Source organism: Microcoleus sp. B4-D4 (assembly GCF_036705185.1).
Lineage (GTDB): Bacteria > Cyanobacteriota > Cyanobacteriia > Cyanobacteriales > Microcoleaceae > Microcoleus.
Genome location: NZ_JAUBTX010000053.1, coordinates 1 through 20,933 on the forward strand (window position 1 = coordinate 1; position 20,933 = coordinate 20,933).

A 20,933-nucleotide genomic window follows, 5' to 3' on the forward strand; every position below is an offset into this window, starting at 1 on the left:
GTTATTGGTTATTGGTTATTGGTTATTGGTTATTGGTTATTGGTTATTGGTTATTGGTTATTGGTTATTGGTTATTGATACCAAATCCGGGTTTTGGATATCCTTTATGAACCAGTCGGCGCAGGCCGACTTTGTTTGACAAGGCGCGGTTTCAACCGCCGAATCATAAACGGGGTATGTTACTAACAACTAACAACTAACAACTAACAACTAACAACTAACAACTAACAACTAACTAAGACACCTATCCCAATAAATTTGAGCCACCTTATCCCCCGGATTTTGTCGCCAACAATCCGCAAAAAGTTCCCCAGCTTCCCTAAAATTATTCATATTGTATAAAAACAAAGCCTCAGCAAACAACAGCAAATTAGCCAACTTTCCCGCCTTAACTTCCGGCAAATCCGCCTCAAAAACTTCATAAACAGTCACCCATTCAGACTTCCCCTTAACCTGAACCTTATCAATTACCCGAATTGCATAATCAGCAGGATTTGTCAAGCGATCGAAAGTCTGTTGAGTAATTAACAGCGACACCCCATAATTCTTCGTCAAGCTTTCAATTCTAGAAGCCAAATTAACCGCATCACCAATAACAGTACCGTCCATCCGGCTGTTTCCGCCAACAGTACCCAACATCAAAGAACCAGTATTAATTCCCACCCCAATCTTAATCGCCACATCGTCCGCAGCAACGCGCTGTCGATTGTATTCAGCAAGACTGTGTAGCATCGCAATTCCCGCTTTCACAGCATCATCCGCACCCTCGCTAAACAAAGCCATAATTGCATCGCCAATATATTTATCAATAAACCCCTGATTTTCTAGAATCAGCGGTTCCATATAACTCAAATATGAATTTATAAATTTGAAATTTTCTTCTGGTGTCATCTGTTCCGAAAGAGTCGTGAAATCGCGAATGTCAGAAAATAGCACCGACATTTCCAACTCCACCGCATCTCCCAATTTAACATCAACAATACTGTCACATCCCAAAAAAGATAACAACTGATTGGGTACAAAACGACTTGTCGCCTCAACGATATCTAATTCTGCCTCCAGTGAAAGTTGCAAACTGCTATTGACCTCAAAAAGCTCCTCCATGAACTTTTTGCGCTCAGCCTCAGCTTCTTTGCGTTCTGTGATATCTAGAAGAGTGTTGATAGCATATACAATTTTGTTCTGCTGATCGTAAATCGGGGAAGCATGAATTTCTAGGGGAATAATCTTATTTCCGTGCCGGACTTCTAAATCGTCAGCCACCGAAGTTTCGCCCCTCAATGCCCGAATGACGGGCAAGTTTTCCACAGGGCAAGGTTCAAGACTTCCTGCTGGATAAACTTGATAAACCTCTGACAGTTTTTCGGTTGGGAGTTCAGACACGACTCCTTTGTTAAATATCTCTTTTGCTTTTTTATTGATATAGTAAACTTGGCCATCAGCATTCAGCACTCCCACGCCGATAGGTATTGCTTCCAAAAACTGCATCAAACGATTTTCGTTCTCGTGGAGTGTCGCAATCAGTAGCGATTGCTCGCGGTTTAAATCAGCCAATTCCTGATTCATTTGCTGAAGCTGCGCGTTTTGTGATGCCAGAAGTTGATTTTGCCGATAACTATTTACTGCTTCTTTTACCGTCAAACTCAAGTCTTCTTGTTGCCAGGGTTTGGCTAGATAACGATATAAATTTGCATTTTTGATGGCATTGCCCACCGCCTCAATATCTGCTTGCCCTGTCAGCATAATTTTGATAGTTTGGGGCGAAAGTAGGTGGACTTGTCTTAATAGTTCATCTCCCTTCATCTCAGGCATGATGTGATCGGAAATAATTAACGGTACTTCATACCCATCTAACAATAATTCTTCAAGCAACTCTAATGCTTCCTCCCCACCCTCGGCAATTTCGACCAGATAAGCATTGCCGACAGCTTCTTGGAGTTCTACTTTGAGGCTCTTGAGTACAGTGTTGTCATCATCTACACAGATTATTACCTGTTGTTTCATAACTTCAACAAACCAGATTTTATAGTTTCCAGTAAATCGGCTTCCGACCAAGGTTTAGATAAGCAGCGATGGAGATTAGCCTGCTTTTTTGCTCTGTCAACTGCTACTTCGTCAGCTTGACCAGTCAGCATAATTGTAATAATATGGGGGTATTGTTTGTGAATGCGTATCAGTAACTCATCTCCTTTGATACCAGGCATCAACCAATCAGAAATAATCACAATAACGCTAGTTTCTTCGTCATATAGTTCGCCGATAACCTCTAACGCCTCTTCAGCATCTTCGGCTCCTTCATAGGTGTAGGTATCCCCAAATTCTGCTGCTAGCTGCGTCCTGAGACTATCTAACACCATTCTCTCATCGTCAACGCATAAAATAACTGGTTTAGACATTTATTTTTTCTACTTCGTAAGTTTTTATTAGTAGGAAAAGTAGTAAAGTGTATTAGTATGCCCGATCGCATTTTAAGATGCTAGCTCGCGATCGCGCTGGCGACCGTTACCTTGGTTTTTTACCAAAATACTTGCTGACAATCCTCTTGGCAGAGTTCAAAAACCCCGTTTCTTGGTTTAAGTGCGATCCCCAATTAAATGCCACGAAACAACCAATTTCCAAGTCCTCTCCCCCTCCCCAGTCGCCGAAACCAAGAAATCTAAATGCGTAGCAGCTTAGCCGAGCATAACGCACCGTACAGCGATTTTACCTCGATTCCCGGTAGAATCCGAGTTATTGATCTCAAAACGCTTTAACTTTTGCCATCCTCCCAATGGGGTAGATTGCAGATGGGATGGAACTAAATAAAACCCCAGCTACTTAGTGCGTTATATCATTTGCCAGATACTTCACCTCCTTATATAGCGGTTCTCAAGCCTCGTGAGGCCTGCCCGGTTTGGCCTATGCCCTATGCCCGATTTGCCCTATGCCCTATGCCCTACGCCCAGCGGCACCTCATCTTTCGCTTGAAAGGCTATACACCAGTTATTGGCAGAAAAACATTAAATGTAGTTTGACCGGGAATCGATTCCACTTCAATCTTTCCCTGATGTTTTTCAACAATCTTCTTGACAATATCCAGTCCCAAACCGCTGCCTTCTCCCGGAGGCTTAGTAGTAAAAAATGGGTCAAATATTTTCTCTTTTATCTCCTCTGGTATGCCCTTACCGCTGTCACTAACACTAATCTTAGCCTGCTCGTCTTGTGTTGTCACATCAATAGTTAGCGTCCCCCGATAATCCATTGCTTGCAAAGCATTGTGAATTAGATTTGTCCACACTTGATTCAGTTCGTCGGGATAGCACATTATGGGCGGAATTTCGGCATAGTTTCTAACCACCTCAATACCTTGTTTTAATTGATTTTGATAGAGAGTTAAGATAGTTTCTATCCCTTCTGCAATGCTGGCGCTTGTCTTGGTACCAGACTGTTCGTAGCGGGCATAGGTTTTCAAAGCAAAAACAACTTTTGATGCTCTATCTGTGGCTGTGTTGATAATAGCAATACCTCTTTTTAATCCTGATAGTTTGTATGCAGCTTCTACAAGATGCAAGCTGTCAGGCCTTTGTAGCAGCGGTAGAAAAGTTTCGACTCGATCGTAGACCCCCATCATGACTAATCTATTAGCCACAGTATCGGCACTCTCAATCTCTAATGTTTCGAGTTGGCTTCTTAAAGCTTTTTTTAATTTGCGTTCTTCTTTGGTTGATAAGTTTGTAGATTGTTGGAGAGAATACTGAAGTAATTCTAAGAATTTCTGTCCGGCTTCTGGGGAGAGAGATTGAAAAAGTGCGGGCAATTGTTCGAGAGTTCGATCCAAGAACTTAGAAACATTGCCCGCACTGGAGCGAATTGCACCTAGGGGTGTATTAACTTCGTGGGCAACTCCGGCTACAAGTTGTCCTAAAGCTGCCATTTTTTCTGATTGAATCAATCCTTCTTGGGTGGCTTTGAGTTGTTGGAGAGTATCGCTGAGTTCCTGATTTTTTTGGTGCAGAGCTAATTCTGCCTGTTTGCGATCGCCAATTTCTCGCCACACTGTATGCAGAATTTCCTTACCATCTAAAGGAATTACAGTCAGCAATACTTCTACCCAAAAATCCTCCCCATCTGCACGCCTGTGTATCCATTCAAACCGATAGCTACCTCGCTCAAATGCTATGGCAATCATGTTGTTAGCTTTCTCAAATGACAAACATCCATCTGGCTGCATTTCGGGAGAAAGCAGGGAGGGATGTAGAGAAAGAAACTGTTTTTTATCAGTGCAGCGCATCATTTTGACTGTGGCGGGGTTGCAGTCGGTAAATATGCCTTCATCTAACAGCAGAATAGCATCGGCAGATTGCTCGTAAAGTTGTCGAAAGCGAGCTTCTGACTGCTGGAGTTCTTGGGTGCGTTCTGCTACTTTTGCTTCTAAGTTGGCATAGAGTTGGGCATTTTCTATGGAAATTGCCGCTTGCGAGGACAAGATTTTTAAGAGGGCTAATCTGTCGGGAGTAAAGGCACCCGTTGTCAGGTTGTTTTCTAGGTACAGAATTGCGATCGGCTTTCCTTGATGTTGAATGGGCAGACACAAAACCGACTTTGGTTGATGCTGGATGATATAAGAGTCAGCAGCAAAGGTAGCCTCAGTAGTCGCATCGTTTATTACGCAGGTTTCTTGGGTGCGCCAGACATAGTTAATAATTGCGATCGGAATTTCGTTAGAGTCAAGAACGTGAGTTGATTTTAGGTTGCAATATTTACCACTAACACATTGAGCAGCGACGAAAAATGAATCTCCTTCTATCAAAATCATAGAGCCCTTTTCGGCACCCGCATTCTCCATCATCACTTGCATCAAAGTGGAGAGCAACTTATCGAGGTTGATTTCTCCTGACAGTGATTGAGATGCTTTGATGACTGTTGCCAAATCCAGAATTTCGGAAACACCTGAACTGCTATTTGTAACAACAGTTCCAGTCATCATTGGGGAAATTGTATCACTTGTGTTGAAGCTGATTTTTTGACTGAGAATCTTAGCAAGTAATTGGGGATAGCGTTTTTCTAAATCGTCAATTTTTGCCTTGGCTCCCCACCGCGCGTAAGCGTAATAGGCTTCTGTTAGGTATAGTTGGGCGATTTTCTCTTTTCCCCAGCCGAGATAGAATTTGGCAGCGAGTTCGTGGGCTAGGGCTTCTTCGTTGAGATAACCGTTTTCTTTGGCGATGGAAATGGCGCGATCGTACATTTCGATCGCCTCTAATTTTTCCCCTAAAACTCGATGTCGTTCGGCCTCTACTAGATAGAACTTATGTAGATAATTCATTGGGGCATGATGTGCCCATATTTTCATTTTTTCCTGATTGGCCATTACAGTTTTGAGGATTTGTTGTTGTTCAAAAATCTCTACATCGGGATACACAGCCAACTTAGAAAGAGAATTGTACGTATAAAAAATAGGTACTAATATCGAAGCTACTCCTGCATCTAAATACTCTTCTGCTCCAGCAGAATACTCAATTGCTTGTTGGTAGTCATCAAAAAGATAACAAAGGATTAACTTATTTAAATAGAAGTAGTAACACGCTATTCTGTAATTATTTGCAATGTAAACCGGTAACATTTGAGATTCATCACAAGCTGAACCGATTAAAAGGCAAGGATTTTTTGTCTTCCCCAGCAAGTTTAATACAGCTTGATGGTGAATTTGATGTAATTGAAGAATGCTATCCTGATTTATCTTTGCCAAGGCATCACTGTAGGTTTCAATCTCTAGTTCCACGCTTGATAGCTCGGCAGAACCGCTAAAGTACAAAAGGTAACAGTACCTTTGTGCGGAATAGCCAGCGTGTTCTAAATCCCCGGTTTCTAAACCACTAAAGTAAGCAGATAACAGAGGCTTTAATGTTGTTTTGATATGATGTTTCCAATGCTTTGTAAAGTAATTTACTACAAAGAGCGTCATAGCTCTAAAAGGCTTAGTATCGAGTTTTTCGAGCAAATTTAGTGCCAGTTCTCCAAATTGATAGCCCGTTTCTAACTCTCCCATAACTCCGCACAGAATGAGCGCATAATTTGCATAGGCATGAGTATGAGTTGGTGCATTACCATATTCAATGGCTAACTGAATCTGTTTAAAAGTAATCAGCGGCAACAAAACTGGAGTCACCATGTAGGCAGCAGGACAGAGTTGTAACAGCATCTGAGTTGCTGCCAGTTTTTGGGGGTCACTCATGTCGGGTAAATCAATTAAGTCCTGAATAGATTTTCCTTGTAAAGCCAATTGCGTCTCTGCAAAAGCCCGGGGAATTTCTGTCGGTTCCGGATCTTTAGGTAGATATATCCCCAAGAGTTCGAGAATGTCTAACCCAAAATTTAAAGATTGTTTGATTTGGTTCTGCGCTTTCAAAGCTTGAATTTGAATTTGATAAATTTTAATTTTATCTAAGAGCGTCTTTGAATTTTGGATAACTATTTCTGCTAATTGCTCCATTTGCTCAAAATCACCGTTCAAATACATCGCCTCGGCGGCTTGTTCATATAGTTGCAAAGTCAGCTTGTAATGGTTCTGCCAACACTTAATATCTAGCAGTTCTATACCAATATTTAAATACTTTTTAGCAGCCTCGTAAGCCGTGGAAGTTTTAGCTTTATGTCCGGCTCTTAAATTTAACTGAGCGAGTTCGTCCCGTTCTGTTTGATGGGTAATTAACTCCATCCCAATATTCAACTGGTTGACAATATCAAAAATCTTCTCTTCTTTTTCTGCTTCTGTAGGGGCGGTGCCGCCGTGCCCGCCCTTACTCAACAGCAGTTGTCCAATTTCGAGGTGGGTGGACTGTTTTTGGGATTCGGGAATCAGAAGATATGCTGCTTGCTGCACTCGGTCATGTAAAAACTTGTAGGGAACCGATAACTCCGACGCTGGTGCAACTTTAACAGATTCCGAGTCCTGAAAAAACTTGTAAACTTCAGTAATCGGTATAACTAACCCTTCTTGCAAAGCTTTCCACAAATCAGCCGCTGTCTCACTCTGAGATTTTTCGTGAACAATTGCTAGAGTTGCTAAGTCAAACTCGTTGCCAATACAAGCTGCAAGTTTCAGAACATTCTGGGTATTTATCGGCAACTTTTGCAACTGAATAGCCATAAACTCGACCACATCATTGGTAAAAGCTAGCGTCTTAACTTGAGCAATATTGCATTGCCACCCCCCCATTCCCCCCCCTTGGTAAGGGGGGGGTGGAGGGGTAAAATTAAAGGATATTAACCCATCTGCGTACAGAGATTTGAGAAATTGAGTAGCAAAGAAAGGATTGCCTTTAGTTTTGGTGAAAACCAGTTCTGTCAGAGGAATTGCCCTTTCTAGTGGACAAATCAGGGTATCAGCAATCAGGCGATTCAGGGAAGGTTGGTCTAAGGGTGCTAACGTAATTTGGTTGAGTGTTGCCGAGTCTTTGCGAATCTCATCCAATGTCAGCATCAGTGGATGGGCGGGAAACACTTCGTTATCGCGATACGCTCCCATTAACAACAGATAGCGGGTATCTATTTCACTCATCAACAATTGCATTAGCTTCAATGAAGCGGAGTCAGCCCACTGCAAATCATCCACGAAAATCACTAAAGGATGTTCTTTTGTTGTAAACAGTCGGATGAATTTTTGAAATAATAGATTGAAGCGATTTTGAGCGGCAGTTCCTTCTAGTTCTGGCACTTTTGGCTGCTTGCCAATTAGTCGTTCTAATTCTGGGATAACATCAATAATGACTTGACTATTTTCGCCCAAAGCCTCTAAAATTTTGACTTGCCATTTATGCACCTCAGTAGCACTTTCGGTGAGTAATTGCTGCATCAGATTCTGGAATGCCTGCACCCACGACGAGAAGGGAATATCACGCTTAAATTGGTCAAATTTTCCTTTGATGAAGTAACCCCGTTGGCGGACAATGGGTTTGTGAACTTCGTTAACCACGGCGGTTTTGCCAATCCCGGAAAAGCCCGCCACCAGCATGATTTCGGAAGTACCTTCGCTGATGCGATCGAATGCCTCTAATAGCGTCTTAACTTCGTTTTCTCTACCGTAAAGTTTTTCGGGAATGGTGAAGCGATCGCAAATATCCCTATTTCCCAAATCAAATTCGCTAATTTTCCCGTTGTCTTGCCATTGCCGCCAACATTTTTCCAAGTCGTAGCGCAGTCCACCAGCACTTTGATAGCGTGACTCTGGAGTTTTTGCCATCAATTTCATGATGATTTTATTAGTCATTACTCCAATAGCTGGAACTAGCTCGATTGGAGGATTTGGCATCTTGGCAATATGACAGTGAACTACCTCCATTGGGTCAGTTGAGTAAAAGGGTAATTGCCCTGTTAGTAGCTCGTAAAATGTAACTCCCAGCGAGTAAAAATCAGTGCGGTAGTCGATACATCGATTCATTCGTCCCGTCTGTTCGGGAGACATATAAGCTAGGGTTCCTTCTAAGACGTTTGGATTTTAGATTTGCTGGTTTTCTCTGGGTAAAAGAGAGGAAATACTGAAGTCAATTATTTTTACTTCTTTTGTTTCCGGGTTAATTATAATATTCTGGGGCTTGATATCTTTGTGAATAATTCGGTTGTGATATAATCCTTCTATGGTTTGGACAATCTGAATCGCGATCGGCAGAAATTCATCTAGCGGTAGGGGCGAAGTATCGGGGGAGGAAACCTCAGAATTACTTGATAGGATATTATCTAATTGCTCTGGATTAACAGTATACTCAGCAAGGGAAACACCGCCAACATCCTGCATTACCAGAGCAAAAGCATTGCGGTAGTTTAAGAGTGCAATGGGTTTGACAATTCCCGGAAGGTCAAGATTTTTGGTAATGGTGTACTGATTCCGAAACTGCACGAGTTCGCTAAAAGTGGGATACTCGCTCAATAGCAGTTTGATAATTACTTTTTGGTTTGACTCAGAAAGTCCTCGATAAACCTGTGTTCTGGAGCCCTTATAGATTTGCTCAATCAGGCGATAGCCGGGAACTGTTAACGTTAACATACGATCTATCCTGTTGAAGAATGTTAAATTAAGATTTTATAGATGCTACCGGAGGCTGAAGTGATAAGGTGCCCATCGCGCACCCTCTAGAATAGAGTTTATGCGCCCAGGACTATTAATTGGAAATTATTGATTTTTCAAATTTTATATAATCGCGCTGGAGTTAGAGAGGTTTTTCGTTGTTATTGTTAAATTTTTGACAAGGGCTAAATGATAATCGGTGAAAGACAGATGCACCGCTGCGTTCCAAAGCCAATTTATGTTTGGCTGTTCCATATCCTTTGTTATTTGTCAAGTCATATTCGGGATACTTAACAGCCAAGCGCACGATTAATTCATCGCGCCAAACTTTAGCGACAATACTAGCAGCGGCTATCTGAATCGATCGCGCATCACCTTTAATCATCGTCTCTTGTGCGATCGCCAAATTGGGGATTCTTTGATTCCCGTCAACCAAACACAAATCTGGAGTAACATTCAACTTCAAAATCGCCCGCTTCATCGCCAACAAAGAAGCTTGCAAAATATTGAGGCGATCGATTTCCCGCACCGAAGCCACACCAATTTGACAGTCAACAGCCACAGCCCGGATTTTTAGTGCTAACCGACTCCGGGCTGTGGCACTCAACTGCTTGCTGTCGCGCACCCCGCAACTTGCTAATTCATCGATAACTTCGTCGGGCAGAATGCAGGCGGCCGCCACCACTGGCCCGAACAAAGCTCCCCTTCCTACTTCGTCCACACCAGCTATTATCTGAGTCCGAGAGGGGGATTGGCCTTCGGCTTCGCTCAGGCTAGAGAGGGGGAGATTGGGGGAGGGGGAAAGATGGAAAGATGGGAAGAGAGTAAAAATTTCTACTTTTTTGTTCTTTGTTCTTCCTTCTTCCTTCTTTCCTCCTCCCTCTGACTGGAGATCAGTCATCTACAACAGCAGACGAGCGACGGCGGCGGCGGCGGTTGATCGCTGGCTCTTCGGGTTCGCTTGATTCGCTTGATTCGCTTGATTCGCTTGATTCGCTTGATTCGCTTGATTCAATCGACTCATTCGACTCATTCAACTCGTTTGAGTCATTGGATGTCAAAGGCTGATTCAACTCGCTTGACTCATGGAATTCGATCGACTCCTCGAATTCGATCGGCGGCTCCAATGCTCCCCATTCATTCGATTCGTCCATCCCATCGCTGGTTTCCTCCTCGTCGCCAGCAAAATCATCCATGAGGTCGATCGAACTTGCACCGTAAATTTCAACCTCATCATCAAGATCGAGATCGTCCTCATCATCCTCATCACCCAGAGAAAATACAGGCTCAACTGCCGATATTTCTGCATAATAATCGGCTTCCTCAGCCTTCTGTGCTGGCGCGGGCGGTTCAAATTCAAATTCGAGCTGCTCGAAAGACGACTTGTTCGGGGGTTCTCCGGGGAGTGTCACCGAAACGATCGCATTCTTAGGATTTTTTACACCCCGATCCGTCATCACCAAAGGAGAAACTCCCATCAGAGCATAAACATCCTGCTCCTCGGCTGTCATTTCCACCGAAATCATTTCAGGAGGCTCCACCATCGGCTTCATCAACTCAGACTTAGTTGGACGCACGCGATCGAAATCCTCGCGCCTGCCAACAGCAGCCATATTCACCAACCCGAAGCCCTCGGAAGCGGCGCGGATGCCGGGGGGTGCGAGATACTCAGAGCGCGTCTCCACGACGGGCGCGCTGTTGGTATTCGGCAGTCGCAACTTGTTGCGTACTGGTTCCTCCTCGGCTACAGCAAAAGGCTCTTCGCCAATTCGGCGACGGCGGCGGCGTCTGGTTCCGTTCCCCAAATCCTGATAGCTGGGATGGTTGAGCAAGTCCAAAGACGAGGCGTTGCTGCCGGTTTCAAAATCCAAACTTTCGCTAGACGGTTCCCAAGCAGCCCGAGCTGGTTCGACGGAACGTTCTTCTCGTACTGGTGCAGGAGTTGCAGCCGCCGTAGGTGTCAGGCTGCGGCGTTCCAATCCTTCTGGCAAATTCAACAAAAGGCGGTTGGAGGAACCCACAGTGCGATCGGGCGATTCCCGCACGGCACCGGCGATATCGTCTTCGCCGGGGAGGTGTACCAAATGCCCTAACCCGCTGCAAGTCGGGCAACTGTGGCCGAATAACTCGTAAATATTTTGACCTTGGCGCTTGCGAGTGAGTTCTACCAGTCCCAATTCCGACAGTTGAGCGATTTGCGGCCTAGATTTGTCTGCTTTGAGAGCTTTATTGAAATGTTCCAGCACTTGCAATTGATCGCGGCGGGATTCCATGTCGATAAAGTCAACAATAATTACCCCGGCAATATTCCGCAGCCGCAGTTGTCTGGCAATTTCGGTTGCTGCTTCGCAATTTGTCCAGAGTACAGTTTCGCGAGCTGTGGCCGATCGAGTAAACGAGCCTGAGTTGACATCAATCACCGTCAGGGCTTCAGTCGGCTCGATGATCGCGTAACCGCCCGAAGGCAAATCTACCCTCGGTCTGAGGGCTTCTCGAATCGCAGCGTTGACGCGGAAAAATTCTAAAATCGAGGCGCGCTCTCGGTGGTGGTCGATCAAAACTCCTGCAGGAAGTTTACCGCCGTTCCAGCTCATCAACTGCTGTTTGACACGCTTAATGCCATTTTGCGAGTCCACCACAATCCGATTCACGTCACCGCTGAACATATCCCGGAGTACCCGCTGGATAAAATCGTCGTCGCGGTTTAGCAGTGCTGGCGCTCGGGAAGTACCGCCTTCGAGTTGAACGGATTCCCACTGTTTTTGCAGCACTTCCAAATCTTCCATGATGGCTTCTTCGGTCATGCCTTCGGCTTCCGTGCGTACCAGCAGCCCCATCCCGGCCGGTTTCACCAAAATAGCTAGGGCTCTGAGGCGGTTGCGCTCGGCTTCCGACTTGATCCGGCGGGACAGATTGACTCCCCGGCCGTAGGGCATCAGTACCAAATAGCGGCCGGGCAGGGTGATATTGCCTGTCAGCCGGGGGCCTTTGCTGCCCGTCGGTTCTTTCATCACCTGTACCAGCACTTTTTGCTGGGGGGTGAGGAGTTCTGTAATTGCTCCTGCCGATCGTTTGAGCCGCAGCGGGCCGAGGTCTGTGACGTGCATGAACCCGTTGCGTTCTGGGTCGCCAATATTGACAAAGGCCGCATCTATCCCAGGGAGTACATTTTCGACAATTCCCAAGTAAATATCGCTGACTTGGTGGCTGCCTGTGGCTACCACGAGTTCTTGAATTTGATCTTCGGAAAAAACGGCAGCAATGCGATGCTGCTCTGCTATAACTATCTGCTTTGTCATTCAATTTCCTCAAAAAAATGGCAGCAAATTAGAGACACTTACGCACGCTCATAGTGCCTCTTACTTTGACTGTAATTATTAGTAGTAGCAGGAAGAGTTATTAGCTGTGAGTTGGTTCAGGGTGGAATGACTGTTAACTGTTGACTGTTGACTGTTAACTGTTAAGTTAAGAGGGCGGGCACGGGGGCACCGCCCCTACTGACTGTTAACTGTTACAGATACAGTGTTTGAATCCACCCGATCGCGAGTTATGAGTTATGCTTCGCAGACTGAGCTGGAAGATAGAAATAAGGACGTTTTTACCGAGTTATAAATATTGAATTTTGATTTGTGAATTGCAAACTCTCTCACTCAATCTTCAACACTTCCAACTCTTCCTTTGAACGAGCGTGAATAAATTCAGTGACTCCGTACCAATTTCTTAACACACAACTTAACACTACGAACTGATAACTCCGCTTGCGTGGTTGAGGGCTGGTTTTGAGCAAAAGTTAAGTAGGATTGAAAGCGCGTAGACTTTTGTTGAATTCTTGCGGGATAGCGGTCAACTTACCCCAGCTTGACATTCTTCGACTGCGACTTTTGCCTGTGCCAACCCTAAAACCTCTTGATTCGATTTTAGATACTTCGACTTCGCTGTAGAAGTTTGAGATACTTCGACTTCGCCGTACAAGTTTTAGATTTACTCCACAGATGAATCAGGGAGCAGGAGCTAGAATCTAAAATCTCAAATTTTTGCTTCTTTACGAAGATTGTCGAGAGCTTGTCTCTGTTTTCCGATCGAGGTCAAAAATATCTATTGTTGAATACCAGCAGAGCGGCTTGAACCGTGAGATTTGTGAGTAAGCCGACGATCGACAATGAGTCGATCGATCGAAATTAATCGCTAAATTTGGTTCAGGCCCGGCTCCTGCGGGTTTGGCACTAGATTTAGCCGGTCAACGTACAAAAAGGCTTAAAGTCTTGAACAGAAGCAGTTTCACCCAGCCCGCGTTGCTGGTTGACTCTTAGCGACGAGCGACTAAAGCGCTCGAGCCGCTGCGGCTTCCATAACAAACAATTATAGCTTAAGCGACACATCCCGATCGATAGCCCTAGTGAAATATTTCACCAGGGCTTCCCTATCTTAACAATAACCTAGGATTAGCTGACTGCGCTGAACTTGCAGAAGCTGAATTTCCTGCCCGCTGACTTGTTCGAGCATGAACACAAGATGTTCGGGCTTGAGCAAGTTGCCATCGCTGCGACAACTGCCGGTATAGCGCAAGACTGCTCTACCTTCGGATGTACCGCCACAGCCAGAGGCGCTGGTAGCTGGTAGCTGCTCTACAAGTTCTAGTTTGTGCAGCCGATCGCGCAAATTGACATCCTTAGTCTTTCCCGACTTAGTAGTGTGCACCCGCCAAAAAGCCTCTGTTTGGGCGATCGCCCCTACCCAAGCTTCCCAGTTAGCGCTAACAGCGACAGAGACAGCAGCAGAATTTTCACCTTCAAAATCGCCATTTTCTGCCAGCGGGCCTGTTGCTGCCACAGTAACGATATACTCAGCGGCTTCTAACAACTGGTTGGCAGAAGGAGCCTTGAGATCGATCTGTTCCACCTTGTAAATCGGGATATTTTCTGGCAGAGTCGCCACCAATTTTTCCCGAAACACCTCAATATCGATCGGCCGAGTAAGCTCAAAATCAGCAATTTCCCCTGTGCTAGTGACACCCAGAGGCAGAGCGTTTGCCACCGAAATCCGAGGATTCGGGTGAAAGCCGCCGGTGAACGAAATCGGCAAATTGGCCCTGCGGACAACTCGATCGAACAATCGCAGCAAATCCAGATGACCAACCAAAGCCATATCGCCCACCTTCCCGAACCAAACCCGAACCCGCTGTTGCCGCTGCGTGTTCGGCACAAACTCACCCGCAAACTCAGGAATTGGCAGCGCATCCACCACCACGTTGTGTCCGAAATCCGTCCCGCAAACCCCGCAGCGCGAACACCCTTCAAAGGAACAGTCAGGAACCGTCGCCGCTTCCAAAGCCTTTTGCAAGTCAATTTTCAGCCAGTTTTTGTCGATCCCCGTGTCTAAGTGATCCCAAGGCAGTGGTTGATCGAGGGAGAGTGGGAGAGTGGGGGATTGGGAGAGGGGGGGATTGGGAGAGGGGGGGATTGGGAGAGTGGGGGAGTGGGGGAGTGGGAGAGTGGGGGAGTGGGAGAGTGGGAGAGTGGGGGAGGGGGAGAGGGGGAGAGGGGGAGAATTGGGAAAATCTTCCTTGATTTCTCTTCCTTCTTCCTTCTTCCTTCTTCTTTCTTCCGACGGACTTACATCCGTTACATCCGTTACATCCGTTACATCCCGTACATTGCTCGTTGCCGAACTTCCTTCTTCCTTCTGAAAAAGATTCCATTCGCCGCTTTCAACTTGGCGGTATTTCCAAGTAAGGTCAGATTCATCTATCGCCTGAGTCCAAGCTTGGTAAGCTTGATCCAAACTTTCCCACCAAGCATCCATACCCGCGCCAAGTTCCCAAGCGCGGCGGACTACAGGGCCCAAACGCCGATCGCCCCGTCCGACAAAATCCTCCATTGCCGAAATCCGCACATCTGTATAATTCACCTTAAGATTTCTCATCGCTTTAAATTCTCCCTTCAGGAGTTTTTGCTTGCGAGAAAACTCAGCAGTGGAAACCGAGTGCCACTGAAAAGGAGTGTGAGGCTTAGGCGTAAAATTAGAAATTGTCAAATTAAAATTCAGTGGTCGCCGGCCATTCAGCCTGCATTCCCTTTGCAGCCAGCGGACTGTTTCGGCGATTCCCAGCACATCAAAATCTGTTTCTCCGGGCAAACCGATCATAAAATACAGCTTGATTTTATCCCAACCGCGATCGACCGCAGTTTTCACGCCCCGGAGCAATTCTTCGTTGGTCAAGCCTTTGTTAATGATATCCCGCATCCGCTGAGTGCCAGCTTCCGGGGCAAAAGTCAAACCGCTTTGCCGCGTGCCGCCGAGAATGTCGGCAATGTTATCGTCAAATCTGTCAACCCGCTGGCTGGGTAGAGACAGAGAAATATTTTGATCTTTGAGGCGGTTTTTGATTTCCATCCCGACTGCTGGGAGTGCCAGATAGTCGGAACAACTGAGGGAAAGCAGGGAAAATTCGCTGTGCCCGGTGGCTTTCATCCCTTGTTCGATCGCCTCTACGACTTGCTGCGGTTCCACATCGCGCGCGGGGCGAGTCAGCATTCCCGGCTGACAGAAGCGACAGCCGCGGGTGCATCCCCGGCGGATTTCTACTGTCAGTCTGTCGTGTACTGTCTGCACGTAGGGAACTAGCCCGATCGAATAAGCTGGTATCGGAGTCGCGACTCGGCGCAGAATTCGAGCGGGAACTTGCGGGCGGTTGGGATGAACCGAACCGTCTGCCGCCATATCGTAGAATTGCGGGACATAAACGCCGGGAATTTGCGCTAAATCCAGCAACAGAGCTTCTCGACTCAAATTTTTAGCTTTACCTTCTGCCAAAACCAAGCTGATTTCTGGGAGCAATTCTTCTCCATCTCCCAAGGCGATGAAGTCAAAAAAGTCAGCGTAGGGTTCGGGATTGGATGTTGCGGTTTGTCCGCCAGCAAAAATCAGCGGCCAATCGCCACCATTTTGAGGATTTGTCGCTCTTTCTTTCCAAGTTAGGGGAATGCCGGCAAGTTCCAGCATTTCCAGAATGTTTGTGGCTCCGAGTTCGTAGCTGAGGCTGAAGCCTAGAATATCAAATTCTGTGAGCGAGATCCTTGATTCTACTGCAAACAGGGGAGTTTTGGTGGATCGCAGTTTTGCTGCCAAGTCTGGTGCGGGCAAATAAGCTCGATCGCACAACTGCCTCGGCAAAGCGTTCAAAATATTATAAAGGATGATGTGTCCCAGATTGGAAGCACCAACTTCATACACTTCTGGATAAGTTAGCACCCAACGCACGCGAGCTGCATCCCAAGGCTGGCGCGCCGCCCCCAACTCGTTACCCAGATAACGAGCAGGCTGATTGATTTCTGCTGTAAGTAATTCTTCGATTTTTACTGGCACGGCTCGACTCGCTCTGATATTTGCGACTCCTAAGCAGCCTACCTTAAAATCGCTCAACACGCCAGCGACAGTTTGCTATATTTTCGGGCATTTCACTCAATTTGTTGTGTTTTGTTGCTGCTTTTGACCTCTAGCCGGATTCTACCAGTGCTTGGGGGCGCGGGAGTTGGCCGCTTCAAAACTTTCGACGCTTTCAAATATCTCAAAAACTCGATCGAGTTGACTGAGTTCCAGAACCATCCTAATCTGGGTGCAAACTGAGCAAATACTAAACCTGCGCCCCATTTTTTTTGCCTGCTTTAAGCCGGAAACCAATGCTATCAAACCAGCACTATCAATAAATGTTACTGCGCCCAAATCTACGAGTACCGCCACAATTCCCTCAGTCTCAATTGCTGTTGTTAGTTGCTGTCCGAATTCTACGGAGGTAGCTGCATTCAGGTGGTATAAGGGTTGAATCACTGTAATTGGTTTCGGAGCAAGAAGTGTTTGCATATTTTCAACCTATGGTTTCTGTGTATTGTCTACTATGGTGTTATCTGGTTGTCAGTCTAAATCTATTTTATACCTTGAGCCTAACTTGCTCTGAGGGAAACCGACAAGCTGTTTTCACTAATTTTACTTAATTTTTATTTATTTACTCTTATTTATGCAAAATTACCCAGGATTGGGAGAGGAAACGTAAGCTGCTATACTGTTTTTTATTGATGCTAGCAATCGCAAGTCTTGGCAACTCTAAAAATGGCGATCGACTTTGTACTAGCTGTTAAGTTAAACCAATAAATGTAATTTAAATCACTTATTAGTGGTGATTTGGATCGCGCGCGCGATCGACTGTTAATAGTAAGATTATAGTGTATGGAGTTCTCAGAGCTAATATGCAAGCAACTTATGCTATTCGTCATCTGGTAGAAAAAGCCCTCTACATTAAGCAGTTGACGCCTGACATTGAAAACGAAATCAACTACGAGCTCACCCGTTTGGGGTACATCTCGGATATTGATTATGAGGCTTTAGAGTTATTAATGGATGAAATGGATGCCGGCCGGGTGCAATTGGTATCTAGTCGATAGTGGGAACCGGGCGACACGGAAAAATCAAACAGCGAAACAAAATCCTGGCGTGGCGCACAATATAAGAGTGCCAAAATCCTTGACTGCAGCACGGTGTTTTTCCGAGCTATCGATGGTTGGGGGGATGATTGCGGCGATCGTTCTCGAAGACTTAAATAGCACATCATAAGTCCGTCTAACCCGTCTTTTATGTGCGGAAATACTTCGGATTTCTCTACTTTCACAAAGCCCATCTTTGATTTGAGCTTTTTTGGTTATACTTGAAAAAAAGCTTTATAAGTATAAATTTATACTATTACTTATGATAATCCGTCGCTACCAGACCAAGCTCAGCTTATCAATCTTTAAATTGTCTCCTCCCTCCTCGTTAGCAGGAAGAGCCTGGTAATGCAGATTCGGAGGCTCTACCTCCCTTACCTCGCTGCTTTTGAATGGCCAAGGGCGGGCGAAACAATCCGCCCACCAGATCGAAATTAGCTTAGCGCTACAGGTTCCTTAGCAAGAAACTTCTCCAACTCAGTCAAAGCTGAGTTTTTACAGCCGGCTTAATGGCCATGAAAAAAGTCCGTTTTATTGACTTATTCTCAGGAATAGGCGGCATGAGATTAGCGTTTGAATCCGCCGCTCGTTCCTTGAATCTGGAAACGGAATGCCTCTTAAGCAGCGAAATCAATCCCGACGTTCAGTTAGTTTACCAGTACAGGTAGGCGACTAATTGACTATTGCGGTGGCAATTAGATTCATTATTGGGAACTGGGTTTGCGAGGCGAGTGCAGTTTAGACAGAATTGAGTTGATGAAGAGTTTTATATGGAAAAGGCGAAATAAAAAATTTGGTCATGACCCAGATGGCAAGCTATTAACTAAAGAGCAAATAGTTACTTTTTTTGCTCATCCCAATCTCGCTAAAATTCTGGATTCCTTGGTAACAAAAAAGTACCTGCAACGGAACATCGCAATTCTCATTTTCGGAAACTCCTTTTAATATAACCTTAAGTAAGGCGGGCCTTGCCCACCATACTAACTACACATTATACCAATGGTGAGTAATATTTTGTTAATACTCGGTTGATTGCAGGAACAATATTTGAGGGTGCATGGTGTAGTGCTTGTTGCAGTCTAGCTCCGGCAAGGTCACGAAATCCCAAAGTGCTAATTATAGCGCCATCGCGGAGGCAAGCTTGCCAATCACTGGTTTCTTCTGAATAAGCTATTTCTTTTCGGACATAGTAAGCCTCTCCCCAAAAAAGTTGCCCTCCCTGTGCTGAAATGGGAACGATGCGCCCGTCGAAAATTTGTACGTCTTTATGTTTGAATGCTGAGGCTTCTGGTAAACTGCTATAGTGACAAAGATTTGTTAGTCGCCACAGAACGAAGCCTCGCTTACGCAGAAAAGAGTCGATATCACTGAAAAGAGGCTGACCCAAATAAATAGGGTTAAATTCTACTTCAATTTGTAAAGCGCGTATGGACTGTAAGCAATTTTCAGCCCCCTCTAAAACTCCCAATTCCGATCCTTGAGTATCAAGTTTAAGGAAGTCCACTTCATTGACACCAGTAGACGAAGCCCAGGTATCCAATGTCGTTAAATCAACCTCTGTTTCGCCAACCAATTTTGCACAAGCTAGATGAGGCATAGAGCTTGTAAGTGATGAGTCAGGTTTGTATAAAGAACTACAAGCTGGTTCAGCGGTGAGAAAAAGTGGCAGTTTCCCCTCGGATTCTCCCAATGCCTTAGCAACAAAATTCACATCAGAAGAGCCTTGATAGGTACTCTTCAATCGCTCACATTCGGCAGGATCTGGATCAAATCCTATTAAGGTGACATGAGAACCAAAAAGAGACCAAACATCAGCAAATCCCCATCTACAGCCAACATCTATAACAACTAAATTTCGCTCAAAATATTCGGCTAACGAAGCAATAATCGGAAAATTACCAGCAATTTTTGGTTGGTTTTCATTAAACATAACTGACGATGAACCTAAAAGTAATAAGTTAGCAAAAATATAAATTTGCAACAGCTTTACGATTAAGTAAGGTGGGCATTGCCCACCCTACGAATTAATCCAATTAGCTTAGCGCTACAGGTTCCTTAGCAAGAAACTTCTCCAACTCAGTCAAAGCATCGGCATCAACTTTCGTCTGCATCGGACAGAATTTAGGCCCGCACATCGAACAGAACTCTGCAGTTTTGTAGATATCTGCCGGCAAAGTTTCGTCGTGATATTCCTTTGCTCGTTCTGGATCTAATGACAGCTCAAATTGACGGTTCCAATCGAAATTGTAACGCGCTTTCGAGAGTTCATCGTCGCGATCGCGCGCACCCGGACGGCCCCGTGCAATATCTGCAGCGTGAGCCGCAATTTTGTAAGCAATCAGCCCGTTTCTGACATCCTCAGCATTCGGCAATCCCAAATGTTCCTTCGGTGTCACGTAGCACAGCATAGCAGTACCGTACCAACCAGCCATCGCCGCCCCAATTGCCGAAGTAATGTGGTCGTAACCTGGTGCAATATCAGTCACCAACGGCCCCAAAACATAGAAAGGTGCTTCCGAGCATTCCTCCATTTGTTTCTTGACATTAAACTCAATTTGATCCATAGGAACGTGGCCGGGGCCTTCCACCATTACCTGCACGTCATGTTCCCAAGCTTTGCGAGTTAATTGTCCCAAAGTTTTGAGTTCGGCTAATTGAGCTTCATCCGACGCATCGTGAGTGCAACCGGGGCGCAAAGAATCTCCCAAACTAAACGAAACATCGTATTTTTTGAAGATTTCGATGATATCGTTAAAGTGAGTGTAGAGAGGATTTTGTTTGTGGTGGTGCAGCATCCACCGGGCCAAAATACCGCCGCCGCGAGACACAATTCCAGTCAATCGATTTTTCACCAACGGCAAATGTTCGATCAGAATTCCGGCGTGAATAGTTTGGTAATCAACACCTTGTTGAGCGTGTTTGTCAATGATATGCAGAAAGTCATTCGGTGTCAGACTTTCCATATTACCGTGAACGCTTTCTAAAGCTTGATAAATCGGTACTGTGCCGATCGGCACCGGTGAAGCTTTGATGATTGTAGTGCGAATTTCATCCAAATTCCCGCCGCCGGTGGACAAGTCCATCACGGTATCAGCACCGTATTTCACTGCTAGTTTAAGCTTGTCAACTTCTTCTTCCATGTTGGAAGAGTTGGGAGATGCGCCGATATTAGCATTGACTTTGCACTTAGAGGCAATGCCGATCGCCATTGGCTCCAAATTCGTGTGATTGATATTAGCCGGAATAATCATCCGTCCCCGCGCTACTTCGGCGCGGATCAGTTCTGCTGGGAGATTTTCTCGCTTAGCAACATAATCCATTTCCTCAGTGATCACACCTTGACGGGCGTAGTGCATTTGAGATACATTGCTGTGTCCCTGACGCTTCGCGATCCATTCGGTACGCATATTCTT

At 45.5% G+C, this 20,933-nt stretch carries 11 protein-coding genes and 1 pseudogene; 2 read left to right on the top strand and 10 right to left on the bottom strand.

The window, feature by feature from the left end; all coding sequences use genetic code 11:
- Nucleotides 1–231: 231 nt before the first annotated feature.
- The 8 genes and pseudogenes from QUB13_RS25865 to QUB13_RS25900 all read right to left on the bottom strand — a co-directional run bounded on the left by QUB13_RS25865 (nucleotide 232) and on the right by QUB13_RS25900 (nucleotide 16,903).
- Entirely contained in the window at nucleotides 232–2,004 is a 1,773-nt protein-coding gene (locus QUB13_RS25865) for an adenylate/guanylate cyclase domain-containing protein (protein WP_333386666.1), read from the bottom strand.
- Nucleotides 2,001–2,396, bottom strand: a complete 396-nt coding sequence (locus QUB13_RS25870; RefSeq protein WP_333386671.1) for a response regulator — start codon at nucleotides 2,394–2,396, stop codon at nucleotides 2,001–2,003. Before QUB13_RS25870 ends, QUB13_RS25865 begins: the two co-directional genes overlap by 4 nt.
- Nucleotides 2,397–2,971: 575 nt before the next feature.
- Nucleotides 2,972–8,230 (bottom strand): AAA family ATPase, encoded by a 5,259-nt coding sequence (locus QUB13_RS25875; RefSeq protein WP_333386729.1) that lies wholly within the window; start codon nucleotides 8,228–8,230, stop codon nucleotides 2,972–2,974.
- Nucleotides 8,204–9,022, bottom strand: a pseudogene (locus tag QUB13_RS25880) (serine/threonine protein kinase); the annotation flags it as partial. The gene QUB13_RS25875 and the pseudogene QUB13_RS25880, both read right to left, overlap by 27 nt.
- A 163-nt stretch (nucleotides 9,023–9,185) precedes the next feature.
- Nucleotides 9,186–9,944, bottom strand: coding sequence for a ribonuclease HII (locus tag QUB13_RS25885; RefSeq protein ID WP_333386673.1), 759 nt, complete (start codon nucleotides 9,942–9,944; stop codon nucleotides 9,186–9,188).
- A complete protein-coding gene (locus QUB13_RS25890; protein ID WP_333386676.1) occupies nucleotides 9,937–12,342 on the bottom strand; it encodes an Rne/Rng family ribonuclease in 2,406 nt (801 codons plus the stop codon). The genes QUB13_RS25885 and QUB13_RS25890 overlap by 8 nt, the downstream gene beginning before the upstream one ends.
- A 1,126-nt stretch (nucleotides 12,343–13,468) precedes the next feature.
- Nucleotides 13,469–16,408, bottom strand: a complete 2,940-nt coding sequence (locus tag QUB13_RS25895; protein WP_333386679.1) for a TIGR03960 family B12-binding radical SAM protein — start codon at nucleotides 16,406–16,408, stop codon at nucleotides 13,469–13,471.
- A 141-nt stretch (nucleotides 16,409–16,549) separates the two neighbouring features.
- A complete protein-coding gene (locus QUB13_RS25900) occupies nucleotides 16,550–16,903 on the bottom strand; it encodes an STAS domain-containing protein (RefSeq protein ID WP_333386682.1) in 354 nt (117 codons plus the stop codon).
- Nucleotides 16,904–17,286: 383 nt separating this feature from the next.
- Between QUB13_RS25900 and QUB13_RS25905 the strand changes: the two genes are divergently transcribed.
- Both QUB13_RS25905 and QUB13_RS25910 read left to right on the top strand, forming a co-directional pair.
- The gene (locus QUB13_RS25905; protein ID WP_193975465.1) at nucleotides 17,287–17,481 is read left to right on the top strand and encodes a hypothetical protein; all 195 of its coding nucleotides are present in this window, start codon (nucleotides 17,287–17,289) and stop codon (nucleotides 17,479–17,481) included.
- A 554-nt stretch (nucleotides 17,482–18,035) separates the two neighbouring features.
- Nucleotides 18,036–18,188: a DNA cytosine methyltransferase gene (locus QUB13_RS25910; protein WP_194011966.1), complete on the top strand. Its 153-nt coding sequence runs from the start codon at nucleotides 18,036–18,038 to the stop codon at nucleotides 18,186–18,188.
- A 323-nt stretch (nucleotides 18,189–18,511) separates the two neighbouring features.
- On the opposite strand, the gene QUB13_RS25915 is transcribed toward QUB13_RS25910, so the two are convergent.
- Both QUB13_RS25915 and thiC read right to left on the bottom strand, forming a co-directional pair.
- Nucleotides 18,512–19,501: an FkbM family methyltransferase gene (locus tag QUB13_RS25915; RefSeq protein WP_333118578.1), complete on the bottom strand. Its 990-nt coding sequence runs from the start codon at nucleotides 19,499–19,501 to the stop codon at nucleotides 18,512–18,514.
- A gap of 52 nt (nucleotides 19,502–19,553) precedes the next feature.
- Nucleotides 19,554–20,927: a phosphomethylpyrimidine synthase ThiC gene (gene thiC / locus QUB13_RS25920; protein ID WP_333386686.1), complete on the bottom strand. Its 1,374-nt coding sequence runs from the start codon at nucleotides 20,925–20,927 to the stop codon at nucleotides 19,554–19,556.
- Nucleotides 20,928–20,933 lie beyond the last annotated feature (6 nt).

Bases quoted from the DNA above. Each gene is read 5' to 3' on its own strand.
- QUB13_RS25865 (WP_333386666.1), bottom strand. From the start codon at position 2,004: ATGAAACAACAGGTAATAATCTGTGTAGATGATGACAACACTGTACTC.
- QUB13_RS25870 (WP_333386671.1), bottom strand. From the start codon at position 2,396: ATGTCTAAACCAGTTATTTTATGCGTTGACGATGAGAGAATGGTGTTA.
- QUB13_RS25875 (WP_333386729.1), bottom strand. From the start codon at position 8,230: ATGAAATTGATGGCAAAAACTCCAGAGTCACGCTATCAAAGTGCTGGT.
- QUB13_RS25885 (WP_333386673.1), bottom strand. From the start codon at position 9,944: ATGACTGATCTCCAGTCAGAGGGAGGAGGAAAGAAGGAAGAAGGAAGA.
- QUB13_RS25890 (WP_333386676.1), bottom strand. From the start codon at position 12,342: ATGACAAAGCAGATAGTTATAGCAGAGCAGCATCGCATTGCTGCCGTT.
- QUB13_RS25900 (WP_333386682.1), bottom strand. From the start codon at position 16,903: ATGCAAACACTTCTTGCTCCGAAACCAATTACAGTGATTCAACCCTTA.
- QUB13_RS25905 (WP_193975465.1), top strand. From the start codon at position 17,287: ATGCAAGCAACTTATGCTATTCGTCATCTGGTAGAAAAAGCCCTCTAC.
- QUB13_RS25910 (WP_194011966.1), top strand. From the start codon at position 18,036: ATGAAAAAAGTCCGTTTTATTGACTTATTCTCAGGAATAGGCGGCATG.
- thiC (WP_333386686.1), bottom strand. From the start codon at position 20,927: ATGCGTACCGAATGGATCGCGAAGCGTCAGGGACACAGCAATGTATCT.